The organism is Roseateles asaccharophilus, assembly GCF_031458115.1.
Lineage (GTDB): Bacteria > Pseudomonadota > Gammaproteobacteria > Burkholderiales > Burkholderiaceae_C > Pelomonas > Pelomonas asaccharophilus_A.
This window is the reverse complement of record NZ_JAVDXV010000002.1, coordinates 809,064-826,375: the sequence shown is the minus strand read 5'-3', so window position 1 is coordinate 826,375 and position 17,312 is coordinate 809,064. Positions and strand designations below refer to the sequence as shown.

Sequence of the window (17,312 nt, the reverse complement as noted above, 5' to 3'; positions counted from 1 at the left end):
TTTCAGTTCGCTGCAAGAGACATCTCGACATGGGGTTGCCAGCCACTCTCGCAAGCCCCGTCGCAGAGCTTGGGGGTGGCCAGGAACAGGCGGGCATTGGGTGCACCGCGCGCCAGCAGCGCGTCGCGCACAGCCACGGCACGGGCGACGGCCAACTGGCGCAGGGTCTCGTCGTCGACCGCGTAGCTGCCCATCAGCAGGCCGCGCATCTGCTCGGGCGGCAGATCTTTGGCCAGGCCCAGCACATTGCGCGGCTTGTTGGGCAGCTTGCTGGCCTGGTAGAGGCGCTTCAGCGCCGCCTCGGGCGTGGGCGCGTTCTCGGCCTTCAGCGCGGCGGCCAGCCGCAGCTCGCGCAGCGCAACGGTTTCCATGACCGGGTCGGCCCAGCCGGTCAGCGTCAGCTGCACGCCGGGCTTGTCGGCCAGCAGCTTGGCAATGCGCTCCAGCCGGTCCGTGGCAGCCAGCTCGGCGCTGCCGGCCGTGAAGGCGACCTGGGCCGCCTCGGGCGCATCGTTGCCCGAGAACAGCGAGAACGGCGACGTCACCGCCTTGCCGATCAGGTTCAGGAACAGCTTCCAGACCAGCCCGCCGACGCTGAACTCCGGGTCGCTCAGCGAGCCGCTGACGGGCAGGTGCACGTCGATGACGCCATCGCGGTCTTTCAACAGCGAAACCGCGAAGCGCACCGGCAGCGACGTCGCCTCTGGGCTCTCCACGCGCTCGCCAAAGGTCAGCTGGTTCAGGATGATCTGGTTGCTGGCCACCAGCTGGCCGCCGGGCTCGACCTTGTACTTGAGCCGCGCCGACAGCTTGCCGCGCTCGATCGAGTAGCCGGCGTACTTGCCGGCGTAGGTGGACAGCGGCGCCAGTTCGATGTCGCTGGCGTTGGCCTGCACCTCCATGGCCACCGGGCTGCCCGGCTTGAGCTGGCCGTCAATCTCCAGAAGCCCGGTGCCGGCGACCTTGCCGCGCAGCGTCAGCGGTGCCATCTGCGTACTGGTGGACGAGAACGCGCCCAGCAAGCCGTGCAGCTCCGTCAGCCTCGCGCTGTAGTTGGGGCGCACGAAGCGGTCGCTGAAGTCCACCATGCCGCGGTTCACGCGGATGCGCTCGACGGCGAACTCGGCCGGCGGCGCGGACGCCGACGAAGCCGGCGCCGGGGCCGATGCCGCCTCGGCCGGGCCGATGTCGCGCAGGTTGAAGCGCCCCTGCTCGTTGACGATGAGGCGGGCGTAGACGTCATCCAGGTGCGCCTCGCGCACCGCCACGCGCAGCGGCGCGTCCGGCGTGACCGCCAGCTTCACGCCATCCATCTGCAGCGACTGCCAGCTCAGCAGGTCTTCGCCGATGACACGCTGGCCTTCCATCACGCGGGTCTGCAGCAGCGCCAGCGGGCTCATGCGCACGTCGCCACCGGCGCCCACCTGCCAGCGGCCGTCGGCCTGCTGCGTGGCGGCCACATCGGCCTTCATGCCCAGTTCGGCGCGCTGCAGGTGCAGGCCCCAGGCCGGGTCCAGGTAGGCGTTCAGCAGGTGCAGCGGCAGGCCTTGCGTCTGCAGGCTGCCGGTGGCTGCCATGGGCGCCAGGCCTACGCTGCCATTCCATTGCAGCGTGCCGCCGCTGGCCGCGACGGGCTGGTCGTTGGCGCCCAAGGCGGCCAGCGTCACGGCCAGTTGCGCCGGCACCGGCGCCGCCCCGGGCCAGGACATGGCCCCCAGCTGCAGCCGCAGCGGTTCGACGGCCAGCGCCACCGGCGCCATGCCGGCCGGCACGGCGGCATCACGCCAGCGCAGGCCGCCCCGCTCGATGGACAGGCCCGCCAGCTGCAGCTTCCATGCCGGCGACGCAGCCGGCGCCGATGCGGCAAGCTCGGCAGGCTGCAGCGCCGCGATGTTCAGCTGCCCGGTGGCATCGCGGGCGAGCTGGGCGCGCGGGGCGTCCAGCTTCAGCGTGCCCAGCTTCAGCAGCCGCGCGGCAGGATCGATGTCGGCCTGGTCCAGCTGCAGGCCGGCCAGCGTCAGCAGCGGCTTGCCGGCCAGGTTCAGGCGCGCGCCGCTGACCTTCAGTTCCTGCAACGCCAGCCGCGCGCGGTCGGCGGCATCGTCGTCCAGCGGCCGGGCGATGTTCAGCGCCGTCTTGCCCGAGATGACCCCGGCCAGCCGCGCGCCGGCCGGCAGCGGCAGCCAGGGCGCCAGCTCTTCCATGGCCAGGCCATCCAGCCGTGCGTCGGCCTGCAGCGTGTCAGCGGCCAGGCGGGCCTGCGCGCTCAGCGTGCCCCGCGCGACGCGCAGACTGGTGTCCAGCTGCACAGGCTGCTTCAGCGGCCAGGCCACCGCGCCGAGCTTGAGCTGCAGCGCGTCCACCTCGACCTCCCGGGCCGTGAAACGGCCGTCGCGGATCTCCAGCCCGGCCAGGCTGAACTGCCAGGGCTGCGATGTGCCACCAGCGCCCTTCGCGGCTGGCAAGGGCGCCAGCGCGGCCACCGGCGTGTCCAGCAGGATCTGGCCAAAACCCAGCTGGCGGCGCAGCGGCTGCACATCCACCAGCGGCAGGCTCAGGTGCTTCAGGTCCAGCAGCGATTGGCCATCGGGGCGCGTCAGCGCCAGCTGATGCAACTGCACGCCGCCGCTGAGCTTGACGCCCGGTGGCTGCCTGGGCCGCTCGGCGAAGTCCAGCGCCAGGTCCACGTCCAGCCGGCCCGAGCGCAGGCGCAGCGGCAGCTCGGCCGGCAGGTAGGCAGCCAGCGGCGCGAGGTCCAGGCCGGCCAGCTTGAAAGCAAGGCGGGCGCTGACGTCGTCGGCAAAAGGCAGCGCTTCGGCGCGGCTGTCGAAGGCCACGCCGTCCAGCTGTCCGCTGAGCTGGGGCCGTACCTTGACCGCCACGTCGGCCCCTATCGTCGAAACAAAAGGCAGCGCCAGTCGCAGGGCGGTCAATTCGTGCTGGCGCTGCACGGGGCGGTCATCGAACAGCACGCGGCCGTCGGTCAGCTCGATGTTGTAGACCGCGAACTCCGTGTCCTCGCCCTCCGGCGCCGCCGGCTTGGCCGCGAAGCGCTGGATCAGGTCATCGATGTCGTATCGACCGTCCGCCACGCGGGCCAGGCGCAGTTCCGGCCGCACCAGTTCCAGCGACTCGACGACCGCGCGCCCCCGCAGCAGCGAGCGCAGCGACAGCGCCGCGTCCAGCCGCGACAGCGTCAGCAGCGGCGGCGCGTCGGGGGTGGTGCCGGCGATGCGCAGGCCGTCCAGCACAACGGCCAGCCGCCAGGGCTGGAAATGCGCCTGCTGGATGCTGACGGGCCGGCCCAGCGCCTCGCTGGCCAGCGCCATGCCCCGCCCGGCCATCCAGCCGGGCAGCGCCAGCGTGACGATCAGCAGCAGAAGCGTGAACAAGGCCGACAGCACGGCCACCGCCCACAGGGCGATTCGAACGGGGGAACGGGGAACGGTCATCACAGCGGCCGCATTATTGATGTCGGCGATGATGTCCAAGTGAGCTTCGCCCTCGACTATTCAGGCTTCAAGGTCTTGCTGCTGGCGGTCCTGCTGCCGCCCGCCCCGTGGCTGTTGCTCGCCGCCTGGGGCGGCTGGCGCCTGCACCGTCAGCGCCGCGGCGGTGGATGGATGCTGGTTGCAGCGTTGCTGTTGATCTGGTTCACGTCCACAGAGGCCGTGGCCGAGTTGCTGAGCCGGGTCATCGGCAACCCGCCCGCGCTGGCGCCCGAGCAGATTGCCGCGTTGCGCGGCCGCACCGACGGCGCCGTGCTGGTGCTGGGCGGCGGCGTGCGCAGCGTGGTGCCCGAGTACGGCATCGGCGCTCCGAAGGAGGTGACCGCGGAGCGGCTGGCCTACGGCGTCTTCCTGGCACGGCAAACCGGTCTGCCACTGGCGTTCTCCGGCGGCATCGGCTGGGGAGCGCGGCAGTTGCAGCAATCGGAGGCCAGCATCGTGGCCCGCGTGGCGGCGCAGGACTACGGCCTGCCGCTGCGCTGGAGCGAGGACCGTTCGCGCGACACGCGAGAGAACGCCGCCAACACGCTGCCGCTGCTGGCGCAGGCGGGCGTGCGGCGGGTGCTGCTGGTCACCCACGACGCCCACATGCGCCGTGCGCTGCGCGCCTTCGAGGCCCAGGCCGCGCCGCTGGGCCTGCAGATCGTGGCAGCGCCCTTGGGCCTGCGCGAAGACTCGCTGACGAGTTTTTCCGACTGGTGCCCCTCGTCCGGCGGCTTTGCGCGCGTGCGCTATTTGGTCTATGAAACGCTGGCCTGGTGGAGCGGCCGCTGACGACGCCCCAAGAAGAAACCCCGCCGGGCTTGAAGGCCGGGCGGGGTGGGTGGCGAGGCCACCTTGGGGCTCAGAGGCGATTTGCCACTGGGCTCCTGGCGCGCAAAGATTGCGCCAGAGGATTTGCCTGAAAAGGCAATGCAACAGTAGGCGAGCGCTGTCAGGCCTTCAAGAAGAGTTGTCCGAATAGCGCTTCGGCGCGCTTCGTGACCTCATCCGGCAGCGTGATGCTGCGGCCCCATTCCCGGTCGGTCTCGCCGGGCCACTTGTTGGTGGCGTCCAGCCCCATCTTGCCGCCCAGGCCGCTGACGGGCGAGGCGAAGTCCAGGTAGTCGATGGGCGTGTTGTCCACCAGCGTGGTGTCGCGCACCGGGTCCATGCGGGTGGTGATGGCCCAGATCACCTCCTGCCAGTTGCGCGTGTCGATGTCGTCGTCGACGACCACGATGAACTTCGTGTACATGAACTGGCGCAGGAAGCTCCAGATGCCGAACATCAGCCGCTTGGCATGGCCTGGGTAGGCCTTCTTGATGGAGACCACCGCCATGCGGTAGCTGCAGCCCTCGGGCGGCAGGTAGAAATCGACGATCTCGGAGAACTGCTTCTGCAGGATGGGGACGAACACCTCGTTCAGCGCCACACCCAGCATCGCGGGCTCGTCGGGTGGCTTGCCCGTGTAGGTCGAGTGGTAGATCGGGTTCTCGCGCTGCGTGAGGCGCGTGATCTCGAACACCGGGAACCAGTCCTGCTCGTTGTAGTAGCCCGTGTGGTCGCCGTAGGGGCCTTCCAGCGCATGCAGATAGCCCCCCTTCTCCTTCAGCGGCACGCCGGCTTCGCTGACGCCCGTGTAGCCGGGCTCGGCGGGCGGGATGTGCCCCTCCAGCACGATCTCGGCCGAGGCCGGGGCCTGCAGCGGCGCGCCTTCACGGCCCACGCCGGTGTTGACGAGTTCGGTGCGCGAGCCGCGCAGCAGACCGGCGAACTGGTACTCGGAGAGTGAATCCGGCACCGGCGTCACGGCGCCCAGGATGGTGGCCGGGTCGGCGCCCAGCGCCACCGCGATGGGAAACGGCTGGCCGGGATGGGCCAGTGCATGGTCACGGAAGTCCAGCGCGCCGCCCCGATGGGCCAGCCAACGCATGATGACCTGGCGCTTGCCGATGACCTGCTGGCGGTAGATGCCCAGGTTCTGGCGGGCGCGGGTCGGGCCGCGCGTGATGACCAGACCCCACGTGATCAGGGGGGCGGCGTCGCCCGGCCAGCAGGTCTGGATGGGGAGGCGGCCCAGGTCGATGTCGGAGCCTTCCAGGATCTGCTGCTGACACGGTGCCCGGCGCTGCACGGCGGGCTTCATGTCCCACAGCGCCTTGGCCATCTGCAGCAATTTGCCGGCGTCCTTCAACCCCTTGGGTGGCTCGGGTTCCTTGAGGCTCGCCAGCACGCGCCCGACATCCCTCAAATCGGCCAGAGACTCAGCGCCCATGCCGAGAGCCACGCGGCGCGTTGTCCCAAAAAGATTGGTCAAGGCGGGGGTGGCAAAGCTGGTCGGGTTCTCGAACAAAAGAGCCGGTCCGCCGGCCCGCAGAACCCGGTCGCTCAGGGCCGTCATCTCCAGCACCGGCGAGACTTTTTCACGCACGCGCTTGAGCTCGCCCAGGCCTTCCAGGCCGGCGATGAAGTCCCTCAGGTCGCTGTATTTCATAACTGAAAGTAATTTTGATTAGCCCGAACAGCCTTGACGGGTTATCTTCCGCCCGTAAAATTCGCCGCTTTCGGGTTTCTACTAAACCCAACCGGCCGGGTCCTCCGGGCACCGAAGTGCCACAGGCCCAGCCAAGGCCGGGAAATTATCACCGTCGCCCCACCCAGACCGCCGCAACGGCAGCCTGTGGCGGGCCGCGACACAAGGGAGTCGCATGACGACACGTCAAGACCTTGCCAACCTGGCTCGCCACACGCGGGATGCTGCGTCGCTGTTCGTTCGCGACATCGGCAACGGCCTGCTCGTGGTCAGCCACAACACGCTGGCCCTGGTCGGGCTGGCCGTGGTGGCGGTGCTGCTGGTGTTCACCAGCCAGGCCGGGTTGCGCCACAAGCTGGAGTCTGCAACGCTGGGCTGGCTGAACGCTCGCCAGGAAGCCCGCGCTGAAGCCGAAGGCAATATCCTGCTGGCCTCGGCGGAGCCCGACGCCATCACCCGCGCCACTGCTGCGGATCCCCGCGAACTGAGCCGCCAGCAGGCGGCCGTGGCCCACTGGCTGGCGCGCCGCTACCGTGTCGCGCCGGAGCCCATCAGCCGTCTGGTGCAGGAGGCCTGGGTGGTGGGCCAGCGCGCCAAGGTGGAGCCCACGCTGATCCTGGCCATCATGGCCATCGAGTCCGGTTTCAACCCCTTCGCGCAGAGCGCCGTGGGCGCGCAAGGCCTGATGCAGGTCATGACGCGCGTGCATGACGACAAGTACGAGGCCTTCGGCGGCACGCATGCCGCCTTCGACCCCGTGACCAACCTGCGCGTGGGCGTGCAGGTGCTGAAGGAATGCATCCAGCGCGCCGGTGGCCTCGAGGAAGGCCTGCGCTACTACGTGGGCGCCGCCAACCTACCCGACGACGCCGGCTACGCCGGCCGCGTGCTGTCCGAGCACGACCTGTTGAAGTCAGTCGCCGCCGGCCGCAACGTGCCGGCCAATGCCACGGCGCCGGCCCGGTCGGTGCCCGTGCCGGCCTCCACCCCCACCGGCGCAGATTCTGCGCAGGTGGCGCTGCTGCGCTGAACTACACTGGCGGCTCACGCGACTGGCGATCAGGGTCACAAGCTGACCCGAGGTGGGCCACCACCGGGGAGCGTGAGGCGGTCGAGTTCGATCTCTTGCCGCTTTCAGCCGTTCGCCTGGGCAGCCCGGTTCGTCACGCCAGCTCGTGAGCGCCTGGGATTCACCGCCTGACCTTCGGAACACTGCCATGTTTGACCGCAACACCTCCACCCTCGCTCTGGTCGACCCTGAACTCTGGACCGCCGTCCAGAACGAGACGCGCCGCCAGGAAGACCACATCGAGCTGATCGCCAGCGAGAACTACACGTCGCCGGCCGTCATGGAAGCCCAGGGCAGCCAGCTGACGAACAAGTACGCCGAGGGCTACCCCGGCAAGCGCTACTACGGTGGCTGCGAATACGTCGACGTCGCCGAGCAACTGGCCATCGACCGCCTGAAGCAGCTGTACGGCGCCGAATTCGCCAACGTGCAGCCGAATTCCGGCTCGCAGGCCAATCAAGGTGTGTTCTTCGCGCTGCTGCAGCCCGGCGACACCATCATGGGCATGAGCCTGGCCGAAGGCGGCCACCTGACGCACGGCATGGCGCTGAACATGAGCGGCAAGTGGTTCAACGTCATCTCCTACGGCCTGAACGCCAAGGAAGAGATCGACTACGACGCGATGGAAGCCCTGGCCCGCGAGAAGAAGCCCAAGCTCATCATTGCCGGCGCGTCGGCCTACTCGCTGCGCATCGACTTCGAGCGCTTCGGCAAGATCGCCAAGGAGATCGGCGCCTTCTTCATGGTGGACATGGCCCACTACGCCGGCCTGATCGCCGCGGGCGTCTACCCGAACCCGCTGCCGCACGCCGACGTCGTCACGTCCACCACGCACAAGAGCCTGCGCGGCCCGCGCGGCGGCATCATCCTGACGAACAAGGAAGACATCGCCAAGAAGATCAACTCGGCGATCTTCCCCGGCATCCAGGGCGGCCCGCTGATGCACGTCATCGCCGGCAAGGCCGTGGCCTTCAAGGAGGCGCTGAGCCCCGAATTCAAGGCGTATCAAGAGCAAGTCGTCAAGAACGCCAAGGTGCTGGCCGACACGCTGATCGAGCGCGGCCTGCGCATCGTCTCCGGCGGCACGGAAAGCCACGTCATGCTGGTGGACCTGCGTCCCAAGAACCTGACCGGCAAGGAAGCCGAGGCTATCTTGGGCGCTGCCCACATGACCTGCAACAAGAACGGCATCCCCAACGACCCGCAAAAGCCCATGGTCACCAGCGGCATCCGCCTGGGCACGCCGGCCATGACGACGCGCGGCTTCAAGGAAGAACAGGTGCGCGCCACGGCCCACCTGATCGCCGACGTGCTGGACAAGCCGCACGACGAGGCCAACTTGGCCGCCGTGCGCGAGAAGGTCGCCGCGCTGACGGCTGCCTTCCCGGTGTATCGCGGTTGATCGGCGGTTAAGCCCGAATGCGCTGCCCGTTCTGCTCTCACACCGAGACCCAGGTCGCCGAGACCCGGGAATCGGACGAGGGGGACGTCGTCCGGCGCCGGCGCCGCTGCCTGTCCTGCGACAAGCGCTTCACGACCTACGAGCGGCCGGACATCGCGCTACCCTCGGTGGTCAAGAAGGATGGGCGGCGTGCTGATTTCGATTCGGGCAAGCTGCGCGCCTCCATGCAGCTGGCGCTGCGCAAGCGGCCGGTCAGCGTCGAGCAGATCGACGCGGCGCTGAACCGCATCGAGGAAAAGCTGCTGGCCAGCGGGGCGCGCGAGATCGCCTCCACGCGGCTGGGTGAACTGGTCATGCGCGAACTCAAGCGCATCGACAAGGTCGCCTATGTGCGCTTCGCATCGGTCTACCGCAGCTTCGAGGACGTGGACGAGTTCCGCCAGCTGATCCGCGAGATCTGATCCGGGGTAACCCTATCCCCCTTTGGGGGTGCTGGAGGGGGATGCGGCGCATCCCCTCCCCCTTCGTCCCGCCTTAGGAGGGAAAGACGGCACCCGGCCCGCTTCCTAGAGTTCGTTCATCCGCAACGAACCGAGGACAGCACCATGAAGCGCACCGCCACCACCGCCCGCCGCCACAGCCTGGGCTTCACCCTGGTCGAGCTTTGCGTTGGAATGGGCGTCTGCGCTGCCGTGGTCGGCCAGGCTGTACCGGCGTTCAGCCGCATGCACCACGAGCAAGCCCTGCGCGCCAACGCCGAGGCGCTGGGCAGCGACCTGCGCCTGGCCCGTAGCGAGGCGGTTCGCACCGCCGACCCCGTGTTCTTCCGCATCAGCGCCAAAGGCGGCAACAACTGCTACATCATTCACACGGGCGCCAAGGACGCATGCGACTGCGCCGGCGGCCTGCCGGTCTGCAAGACGGCTGACAGCAGCGTCGTCAAGGCGGTCTGGCTGCCGCAAGGCCTGCCGATGACCCTGCGCAGCAACGCCGAAACCCTGCAGTTCCAACATCGCCAGGGCCTGGTCACCCAGACCGGCAGCATCGAACTTGCCCTGAAGGGTGGCGCTGCGGTTCGCCAGGTCGTGGCGATCACAGGCCGCGTGCGCAGCTGCGCCGTCGGCGCCAAGATGGCCGGCCTCTCCCGCTGCGCCTGAGCCCCTCATTCGTGGTGGATGCCGACCAGCGGCGAAGCTGGGGGGATGAACGGTGGAGGTTGTTACAGGTCTTTGCCGGGCGGTGCTCAGAATCGCGCCATGCAAACGTCCGCCCACCTGTCGCCGCGCGGTTTCACCCTGATTGAGCTGATGGTGGTTGTCGTGATTGCAGGCATCCTGGCCGCCGTGGCCTATCCGGCCTACACGTCCCATATCGAGCGAAGCCGACGTGCCGATGCAATGAAGATCCTGACGGCGGTATCGCAAGCTCAGGAGCGCTACCGCGGCAATCGAAGCGCCTTTGCGTCGTCATTGGCAGAACTGGGATTCCCGGACACGCCTTTGACGAACTACTACGAGTTCAGAATTGATGGCGTCGGTACGCCTGCCAGCCTGGTCACCGGCTACCAGGTGATGGCGACCGCCAAATCCGGCACGCCACAAGCCAATGACAGCAAATGCGTCAAGCTGGCCATTCGTGTCGAGTCGGCCGCGGTGAGCTACATCGCCAAAGACAGCGCCGATAGTTCGACGTCCTCGTATTGCTGGCCCAAATGAGCCCGATGAACCCGATCCGCATCGCGTCGCGAGGCCTGGGCCTCGTAGAGGTCATGATCGGCCTGACCGTCCTCGGCGTGCTGCTGGCGGTCGCCGTGCCGTCTATGCTGGATCTGCTGGAGCGACGCCGGGTGGTGGCGGTTGGGCTTGAAGTCGCCAATGTCTTCAACTTCGCGAAGTCGCAAGCGAACATCAGCGGCGACAGAGTTACGGTGCACCTCGAGAAAGACACCGGCACCCCGGTGAGCTGTGTTTCCGTCAACCTGCACAACGTGTCGGACTTCTGCAAGTGCTATCGGGAGCCCGGCAGCATGTGTGGGCGTTCCACCATCCAGGTGCTCCGTTGGTTCCAGGTGCAGGACTCGCAGGGCGTCAGCTTCGCGGCTTCGGGCAGATGGGCACCGGACAAAGACGGGCAGTTCACCATTTCCCGCAACTACCACGCCACCGATGTCTCGGACGTGGAAGTGAATGTCACCGGCAAGCGCACCGGCGCCAAGCTGAAGGTGGAGATCAATGCTGCCAACCGGGTGCGGACCTGCACGCCCGATGGCAGCATCAACGGGTTCCCCACATGCTGAAGCCCGTCGTCAGATCTGCCCAGCGCGGCCTGGGGCTTGTCGAGTTGATGGTGGGCATCACCGTGGGCCTCATCGTGGCCGCCGGTGCCTCCATGGTGGCCGTCAACCAGATCAACGAGCATCGCCGGCTGATGCTGGAAACGCAGGTCCAGCAGGATCTGCGGGTGGCAGCCGACCTGATGCAGCAGGACCTGCGGCGCGCCGGATTCCGCGGTGATGCAGCGCTGGGCGTGTGGAGACCCGCCAGCGGTGTGGGCACCACGCTGGAAGTGCCGGCCCAAGCGGCGAGCGCCAGCCCCTATGCCGTTGTCACCGAGACCGACAACGACGGTGAGGTCGCGCTGGAGTATCGCTACGCCAGACCTGACGGCGCCATCTACACGCTGGCAGCCGAGCCGAAGAACAACGAATTCTTTGGCATTCGCTGGGACAAGCGCACCAAGGCGCTGTACCTGAAGGTGGGCCTCAAGGAGGACAAACCCAACTGGCAACCGATCACCGATCCGGAGACCGTCGAGATCACGCAGTTCCAAATGACGGTGCACACCCAGGACATTGCGCTGACCGACTTTTGCGACAGCGACTGCGCTGGTGCCGGCTGCCCGAAGCAACAGGTCCGTCAGGTCGATTTCCTGGTGCGCGGTCGGGCCAAGCATGACGCGAACGTCGTCCGCACGTTGAGCGGCACGGAGCGCATTCGCGCCGATGCCATCACTGGGGCGTGCCCAGTACTGCCGGTGGTGCCAGCAGCATGAAAGCCCATCTTCACGCCCGCCTGAAGCGCCAGTATGGCGCGGCCACGCTGGTGGTGGTCATGATGCTGTTCCTAGTCATGGCCCTGCTGGCCGCCTACGCCAACCGTGGCATCTTGTTCGAGCAGCGCATCGCCAACAGCTACTACCGTGCCAGCATGGCCCAGGAGATGTCCGAAGCGGCATTGGAGTGGACCGTGACCATGCTCAACGGCACGGCCGTTGATGGCAGTTGCAAGCCAGTCAGCACCGGTGGACAGCGATTCGTCGACCGCTATCTGAAGATCTCGGCCGAGGACAGAGGCATCAAGCAGAACTCGGAAAGCACCTCCATCGCGGCCGACTGCACCCGTACGACCACGGGCTGGATCTGCCGCTGCCCCGCATTGGAGGCTCGCGTCGCACCGGCTGCTATCGCGAGTGCCGAGCTGGCGCCCAGTTTTGGCATCCAGATTTCCGTCGAGAACCGCTCGGGAACGGTGATGGTCTCGGGTTTCGGCTGCACATCCAGCGTTGTCGATGATTGCAACGATGCATCGAACAACGCCAATCGCTACCAAGCCGTGAGCCGCCAGGATGCTCACATCGCGCTGGTCAGCGCGGTGCGCTCACCGCCTGCGGCGCCACTGGTGGCCACGGGCGATGTCACGGCCACGGGGGCCGACGGGCTGGGTCTGCACAACACCTCGCCCGGCTCGGCCGGCATGCTGGTGACGGCAGGCGGCGTCCTGACGGGCCTGCAGGAGACCCGGATGCAGAGCGTGCCCGGTACGGCAGCCGTAGCAGCCCAGATCGAACGCGACGGCCATTTGACCGCAGCGGGCGCTGACGTGTTCAGGATGTTCATGGGCGCCAAGGCGGAGCGCTATCGGCAGCATCCGTCCCTGCGGGTCGTGACCTGCGGCGGCGACTGCGCCACGGCGCTGGAAGATGCCTACAAGGCCGGCGTCCGCATCATGTGGGTCGAGGGTCCGATGACCATCAGCAGCAACAAGGTGCTGGGTTCCCCCACCGACCCCATCGTTGTCGTGGCCGATGGCGCGGTGACGCTGAACGGCCCCTTCCAATTCAGCGGCATGCTGGTCAGCCGGGGCAATCTGGACTGGACCAACACCAGCGGCGTCACGTCCCTCGTCAACGGCATCGTGTTGGCCGACGGCGATGTGACGACGAACGGCCTGATGGACATCTACTACCAGACGCAGGTCGTGGATCAGTTGCGCAACCGGGTCGGCAGCTTTGTCCGCGTGCCCGGTGGCTGGACGGACAGCAACAGGTGAACAAGCAATACACCTCCTCTCGCCCCCGCCTTCAGAGGCGGCAGCTGGGCGTCACGCTGATCGAGGCGCTGGTCGCGCTGATGATCATGGGCTTCGGCATGGTTGCCCTGGTCGAATTGATGGGCAATCTGCGTCGCAGCGGTGACCTCGGCAAGCAGCGCAGCGAGGCCATGCGACTGGCCCAGGCCGAGATGGCGACGCTGCGGGCGTTCTCCGTCGTGGCGAAAGCGTCCGATGCGGCATCGGGCGTCATTGATTACGAGACCCATATCGTCAGCGCCGAATCGCGATCCGTGACGCCGGACGATTCCAACACCACCTACACGCTGACACGCGCAGTCGCCCCGTTAGATGCGGCCTCCGAGCCCGGCGCCCGCACCGTTCACGTGACGGTCACCTGGGAAGACCGGGGCGGCCGCAAGGGCGCGGAGGCCGAGGACACACGCCAGAGCGTCGCCTTGAGTACCGTGATCGCGCGCGTTGAACCCGCCTTTTCCGGCGCCGTGGGCTTCACGCCTCCGCCGGGCGGCACGCGCCAGCCCGGCGGCCGCCACCCGACCATTCCGACGGCGGCCAAGGACCTGGGCCACAACATGAGCGCCCACAGACCCAGCACCCTCAGCGGCATGGTCTGGGTCTTCAACAACGTCACTGGCGTGATCACCGGCAAGTGCACCATCGATCCGAGCACGCCGGTCACCAGCCTGACGGCCGTCGATGTCGAGAGCTGCAAGAACAACACCGTGGGCTATCTGCTCAGCGGCACGGTGCGTTTTTCGAACACGACGCCCGCCAATCCGACGCTGCCGGAAGCGAACGCCATCAATCTGGACATGGCCATCGTCTCGTCCAACTACCTGACGCCAGATACGGACACCCTTGGCAGGCCGCGCAAGGATGCAGCCGGCGACTACATCATGAAGGAGCTGACGGCGACGGCCCCCAGCCACGAGTGCTTCGACAACGCGCCGACGTCCCCGCTCATCATCCAGCAGTTCGTCAACTACGACTGCATCGTCTATCCCACCGACACTTCGCCACGCATCTGGTCCGGCAAGCTCACGGTGGTGCCCGTGGGTTTCAGCATCGGCATGCTGGCAACCGAGTACCGCGTTTGCCGCTACACCGCCGACTACAACGGCAATCGCAGCCCCTACGTCAGCGCCACGGTGGCCTATGACAACTTCGAGCACCCCGAGGTCTATGTCGGCGTGACCGGCTCGCTGGCACGGCAGAACTTCCTCGTCGTGAAGGGCACCAGCACCTGCCCCACCGCGCCTGCGGTGGAACCGGCTCGCGGCATCTTCGTCGACTTCAGCACCAAGCAGCTCCAGCCCAGCCCCTAGACTGGGCGCATGCTGTCCCCCGATATCCAAGCGGCGCTGCGCCAGGCCTTGCAACTGGCCGAACGGGCCGTGGGCTTGACCGACCCCAATCCACGCGTGGGCTGCGTGCTGCTGGCGGCCGACGGTCGCCCTCTCGGCATGGGCCACACGCAGGCCGCCGGCCAGGCCCACGCCGAAGTGATGGCCTTGCGCGACGCCGCGGCCCAGGGCCACGACGTGCGCGGCGCAACCGCCATCGTCACGCTGGAGCCCTGCAGCCATCACGGCCGCACGCCTCCATGCTGCGACGCATTGATCCAGGCCGGCGTGGCCCGGGTGGTCGTGGCCGTTGAAGACCCCAACCCTCAAGTCGCGGGCCAGGGCATTGACCGGCTGCGTGCGGCCGGTGTCGAGGTTCAGCTGGCGGACGCCGACAGCGCCGCAGCCTCGCGCGAACTGAACATCGGCTTCTTCTCGCGCATGCAGCGGGGGCGCCCCTTCGTGCGGCTGAAGTCGGCCATCTCGCTGGACGGCCGTACCGCCCTGCCCGACGGCCGCAGCCAATGGATCACCGGTGAAGCGGCGCGTGCCGACGGCCACGTCTGGCGACGCCGTGCCGGCGCCGTGCTGACGGGTATTGGCACCGTGCTTGCGGACGACCCGCGCATGGATGTGCGCCTGGTGCCCACCGCCAGGCAACCGCTGCGCGTGGTGCTGGACCCGCACGGCCGCATGCCGCCCGGCGCGCGCATGCTGCAGCCGCCGGGCGAGACCCGCGTCATCGGCCCCGGCCGCGCCGACCTGCCGGCCCTGCTGGCCGGGCTGGGCGCGCAAGGCATCAACGAGTTGCATGTGGAGGCTGGCCCCACGTTGTCCGGCGCCTTCCTGGACGCCGGCCTCGTGGACGAGCTGCTGATCTACCAGGCGCCGCTGCTGATCGGCGAGGGACGCCCGCTGGCCGCGCTGCAACCACTGGCCGGCCTGGACCTGGCCTCGCGCTGGCGCCTCGTGGAAGCCACACCCGTTGGCCAAGATCTGCGACTTCGCCTGCGGCCAACCTAGGGTCGCCACCTACAATCGCCGGCTATGCCCATCTCCCCCATCCCCGAGCTGGTTGCCGAGCTGGCGGCCGGCCGCATGGTCATCCTGGTTGACGAGGAAGACCGCGAGAACGAAGGCGACCTCGTGCTCGCCGCCGACCTCGTCACGCCCGAGTCCATCAACTTCATGGCCAAGCATGGCCGCGGCCTGATCTGCCTGACGCTGCCGCGCGAGCATTGCGAGCGCCTGCAGCTGCCGCCCATGACGCGGCGCAACGGCACGCAGCATGGCACGGCGTTCACCGTGTCCATCGAGGCCGCCACCGGCGTGACGACCGGCATCTCCGCCGCCGACCGCGCCCGCACCGTGCAGGCCGCCGTGGCGCCCGGCGCCAAGGCCAGCGACCTGGTCCAGCCCGGCCACATCTTCCCGTTGCAGGCGCAGGACGGCGGCGTGCTGATGCGCGCCGGCCATACCGAGGCCGGCTGCGACCTCGCCCGCATGGCCGGCCTGTCGGCCACGTCGGTGATCTGCGAGATCATGAAGGACGACGGCACCATGGCCCGGCTGCCCGACCTGGAGATCTTTGCCGCCGAGCACGGCCTGAAGATCGGCACCATCGCCGATCTCATCGAATACCGCAGCCGCAACGAAAGCCTGATCCAGCGCGTTGCCGAGCGCCGCCTGAACACGGCCCAGGGCGAGTTCGCCTGCCAGGTCTTCACCGACCGCACCGGCGGCACGCATCTGGCGCTGAGCCATGGCCAGTGGACGGTCGACGACGAGGTGCTGGTGCGCGTGCACGAGCCGCTGTCGGTCATGGACCTGCTGGAAGCCGGCTCCTGCGGTCACTCCTGGGGCCTGCCCGCCGCGCTGGCCGCGCTGAAGGCCAGCTCCGGCGGCGTGGCCGTGCTGCTGAACTGCGGCGAGGACGCCGCCGGCGTGCTCGCGCGCGTGCAGGCCGACAAGGCCGCCGCGCCGGTCAAGGGTGCGATGGACCTGCGCACTTACGGTGTTGGCGCCCAGATCCTGAAGGCGCTGGGCGTGCACCGCATGAAGCTGCTGGGCAGCCCGCGCCGCATGCCCAGCATGACCGGCTATGGCCTGGAGGTCACCGGCTTCCTGGCTCCTCCCAACTGCTGATCCCGAAAGGCCCGCGATGCAAGATTCCGAACAAGGCCAGCCCGGCTTCGAAGGCGCCCTCGACGGCAGCGAGCTGACGGTCGCCATCGTCCAGGCGCGCTTCAACGATGCGCTCACGTCAGCCTTGGCCAGCGCCTGCCTGGCCGAGCTGTCGGTGCTGGGCGTGCCGGCCGAAGCCATACGCCACGTGACCGTGCCCGGCGCGCTGGAAGTGCCGCTGGCGCTGCAGGCCCTGGCAGAAAGCAACGACTACGACGCGCTGATCGCGCTGGGCTGCATCATCCGCGGCGAGACCTATCACTTCGAGCTGGTCGCCAACGAGAGCGGCTCGGCCGTCACCCGCGTCGGGCTGGACCATGGCATCCCGATCGCCAACGCCATCCTGACCGTCGAGAACGAAGCCCAGGCCTGGGCGCGAGCCGAGCCCAAAGGCCGCGACGCCGCCCGCGTGGCTGTCGAGATGGCCAACCTGCTGAAAGAGATCGAGTGAACGCACCGCAAAAGACCGCCTCCAAGACGGCCACCAAGCCCGCCGGCAAGAAGGCGCCCGTCAAGTCGGCGCGCCGCCGCTCGCGCGAAGCCGCGCTGCAAGGGCTCTACCAATGGCTGCTGACGGGCGAGGACATCGGTGCCATCGTCGCGCTGGGCCGCGAGCAGGAAGGCTATGCCAAGCTGGACCTGAAGCACTACGAGGCGCTGCTGGGCGGCTGCGTGCACGAGGCCGCCGACCTGGACGTCATCCTCGCCCGCCATGTGGACCGCAAGACCACCGAGCTGTCGCCCATCGAGCACGCCATCCTGATGATCGGCGCGTACGAGCTGAAGCACTGCCTCGACATCCCGTACAAGGTCGCCATCAACGAGGCGGTCGAGCTGGCCAAGTCCTTCGGTGGCACTGATGGCCACAAGTACGTCAACGGCGTGCTGGACAAGGCGGCCGTCGACCTTCGCCCCCTCGAACTCGCTGCCAAGCGTTGACG

Annotated in this window: 16 protein-coding genes and 1 riboswitch; of the genes, 14 read left to right on the top strand and 2 right to left on the bottom strand. The window is 68.1% G+C overall.

Translation table 11 applies throughout. The annotated features are described in order from the left end of the window. Positions 1-2: 2 nt before the first annotated feature. The gene (locus tag J2X21_RS08315; RefSeq protein WP_310327153.1) at positions 3-3,452 is read right to left on the bottom strand and encodes a DUF748 domain-containing protein; all 3,450 of its coding nucleotides are present in this window, start codon (positions 3,450-3,452) and stop codon (positions 3-5) included. A gap of 39 nt (positions 3,453-3,491) precedes the next feature. Here J2X21_RS08315 and J2X21_RS08310 point away from each other — a divergent pair, with 39 nt between their 5' ends. Continuing rightward, positions 3,492-4,283, top strand: coding sequence for a YdcF family protein (locus J2X21_RS08310; RefSeq protein WP_310327150.1), 792 nt, complete (start codon positions 3,492-3,494; stop codon positions 4,281-4,283). Positions 4,284-4,443: 160 nt separating this feature from the next. On the opposite strand, the gene ubiD is transcribed toward J2X21_RS08310, so the two are convergent. Then, positions 4,444-5,985, bottom strand: coding sequence for a 4-hydroxy-3-polyprenylbenzoate decarboxylase (gene ubiD / locus J2X21_RS08305; protein ID WP_310327147.1), 1,542 nt, complete (start codon positions 5,983-5,985; stop codon positions 4,444-4,446). Between the two features lie 214 nt (positions 5,986-6,199). Between ubiD and J2X21_RS08300 the strand changes: the two genes are divergently transcribed. From J2X21_RS08300 to nusB, 13 genes are all read left to right on the top strand, one after another. Then, positions 6,200-7,054, top strand: coding sequence for a lytic transglycosylase domain-containing protein (locus tag J2X21_RS08300; protein ID WP_310327145.1), 855 nt, complete (start codon positions 6,200-6,202; stop codon positions 7,052-7,054). Between the two features lie 8 nt (positions 7,055-7,062). Then, positions 7,063-7,183: riboswitch (ZMP/ZTP riboswitch) on the top strand. 58 nt (positions 7,184-7,241) lie between these two features. After that, the gene (glyA, locus tag J2X21_RS08295; protein WP_310327142.1) at positions 7,242-8,495 is read left to right on the top strand and encodes a serine hydroxymethyltransferase; all 1,254 of its coding nucleotides are present in this window, start codon (positions 7,242-7,244) and stop codon (positions 8,493-8,495) included. Positions 8,496-8,512: 17 nt separating this feature from the next. Continuing rightward, entirely contained in the window at positions 8,513-8,956 is a 444-nt protein-coding gene (gene nrdR, locus J2X21_RS08290) for a transcriptional regulator NrdR (RefSeq protein WP_310327139.1), read from the top strand. A 144-nt stretch (positions 8,957-9,100) separates the two neighbouring features. After that, complete coding sequence (locus J2X21_RS08285; RefSeq protein WP_310327136.1) at positions 9,101-9,652, top strand: GspH/FimT family pseudopilin; 552 nt, start codon at positions 9,101-9,103, stop codon at positions 9,650-9,652. Between the two features lie 99 nt (positions 9,653-9,751). Next, the gene (locus tag J2X21_RS08280) at positions 9,752-10,210 is read left to right on the top strand and encodes a type IV pilin protein (RefSeq protein ID WP_310327134.1); all 459 of its coding nucleotides are present in this window, start codon (positions 9,752-9,754) and stop codon (positions 10,208-10,210) included. A gap of 5 nt (positions 10,211-10,215) precedes the next feature. Then, complete coding sequence (locus tag J2X21_RS08275; RefSeq protein WP_310327132.1) at positions 10,216-10,791, top strand: pilus assembly FimT family protein; 576 nt, start codon at positions 10,216-10,218, stop codon at positions 10,789-10,791. Next, positions 10,785-11,546, top strand: coding sequence for a PilW family protein (locus J2X21_RS08270; RefSeq protein WP_310327129.1), 762 nt, complete (start codon positions 10,785-10,787; stop codon positions 11,544-11,546). Before J2X21_RS08275 ends, J2X21_RS08270 begins: the two co-directional genes overlap by 7 nt. Further along, positions 11,543-12,823, top strand: coding sequence for a pilus assembly PilX family protein (locus J2X21_RS08265; protein ID WP_310327125.1), 1,281 nt, complete (start codon positions 11,543-11,545; stop codon positions 12,821-12,823). Before J2X21_RS08270 ends, J2X21_RS08265 begins: the two co-directional genes overlap by 4 nt. Continuing rightward, positions 12,820-14,169, top strand: a complete 1,350-nt coding sequence (locus tag J2X21_RS08260) for a prepilin-type N-terminal cleavage/methylation domain-containing protein (protein WP_310327123.1) — start codon at positions 12,820-12,822, stop codon at positions 14,167-14,169. The genes J2X21_RS08265 and J2X21_RS08260 overlap by 4 nt, the downstream gene beginning before the upstream one ends. Positions 14,170-14,178: 9 nt before the next feature. After that, complete coding sequence (ribD, locus tag J2X21_RS08255; protein WP_310327121.1) at positions 14,179-15,210, top strand: bifunctional diaminohydroxyphosphoribosylaminopyrimidine deaminase/5-amino-6-(5-phosphoribosylamino)uracil reductase RibD; 1,032 nt, start codon at positions 14,179-14,181, stop codon at positions 15,208-15,210. A 24-nt stretch (positions 15,211-15,234) separates the two neighbouring features. Next, positions 15,235-16,332, top strand: a complete 1,098-nt coding sequence (ribBA, locus tag J2X21_RS08250) for a bifunctional 3,4-dihydroxy-2-butanone-4-phosphate synthase/GTP cyclohydrolase II (protein WP_310327119.1) — start codon at positions 15,235-15,237, stop codon at positions 16,330-16,332. Positions 16,333-16,348: 16 nt separating this feature from the next. Further along, a complete protein-coding gene (ribH, locus tag J2X21_RS08245; RefSeq protein WP_310327116.1) occupies positions 16,349-16,822 on the top strand; it encodes a 6,7-dimethyl-8-ribityllumazine synthase in 474 nt (157 codons plus the stop codon). Beyond that, positions 16,819-17,310, top strand: a complete 492-nt coding sequence (gene nusB / locus J2X21_RS08240; RefSeq protein ID WP_310327113.1) for a transcription antitermination factor NusB — start codon at positions 16,819-16,821, stop codon at positions 17,308-17,310. The genes ribH and nusB overlap by 4 nt, the downstream gene beginning before the upstream one ends. The last annotated feature ends 2 nt before the right edge of the window (positions 17,311-17,312 follow it).

Coding starts and splice junctions, on each gene's coding strand:
- J2X21_RS08315 (WP_310327153.1), bottom strand. CDS start 3,452: ATGACCGTTCCCCGTTCCCCCGTTCGAATCGCCCTGTGGGCGGTGGCC.
- ubiD (WP_310327147.1), bottom strand. CDS start 5,985: ATGAAATACAGCGACCTGAGGGACTTCATCGCCGGCCTGGAAGGCCTG.
- J2X21_RS08300 (WP_310327145.1), top strand. CDS start 6,200: ATGACGACACGTCAAGACCTTGCCAACCTGGCTCGCCACACGCGGGAT.
- glyA (WP_310327142.1), top strand. CDS start 7,242: ATGTTTGACCGCAACACCTCCACCCTCGCTCTGGTCGACCCTGAACTC.
- nrdR (WP_310327139.1), top strand. CDS start 8,513: ATGCGCTGCCCGTTCTGCTCTCACACCGAGACCCAGGTCGCCGAGACC.
- J2X21_RS08285 (WP_310327136.1), top strand. CDS start 9,101: ATGAAGCGCACCGCCACCACCGCCCGCCGCCACAGCCTGGGCTTCACC.
- J2X21_RS08280 (WP_310327134.1), top strand. CDS start 9,752: ATGCAAACGTCCGCCCACCTGTCGCCGCGCGGTTTCACCCTGATTGAG.
- J2X21_RS08275 (WP_310327132.1), top strand. CDS start 10,216: ATGAACCCGATCCGCATCGCGTCGCGAGGCCTGGGCCTCGTAGAGGTC.
- J2X21_RS08270 (WP_310327129.1), top strand. CDS start 10,785: ATGCTGAAGCCCGTCGTCAGATCTGCCCAGCGCGGCCTGGGGCTTGTC.
- J2X21_RS08265 (WP_310327125.1), top strand. CDS start 11,543: ATGAAAGCCCATCTTCACGCCCGCCTGAAGCGCCAGTATGGCGCGGCC.
- ribD (WP_310327121.1), top strand. CDS start 14,179: ATGCTGTCCCCCGATATCCAAGCGGCGCTGCGCCAGGCCTTGCAACTG.
- ribBA (WP_310327119.1), top strand. CDS start 15,235: ATGCCCATCTCCCCCATCCCCGAGCTGGTTGCCGAGCTGGCGGCCGGC.
- ribH (WP_310327116.1), top strand. CDS start 16,349: ATGCAAGATTCCGAACAAGGCCAGCCCGGCTTCGAAGGCGCCCTCGAC.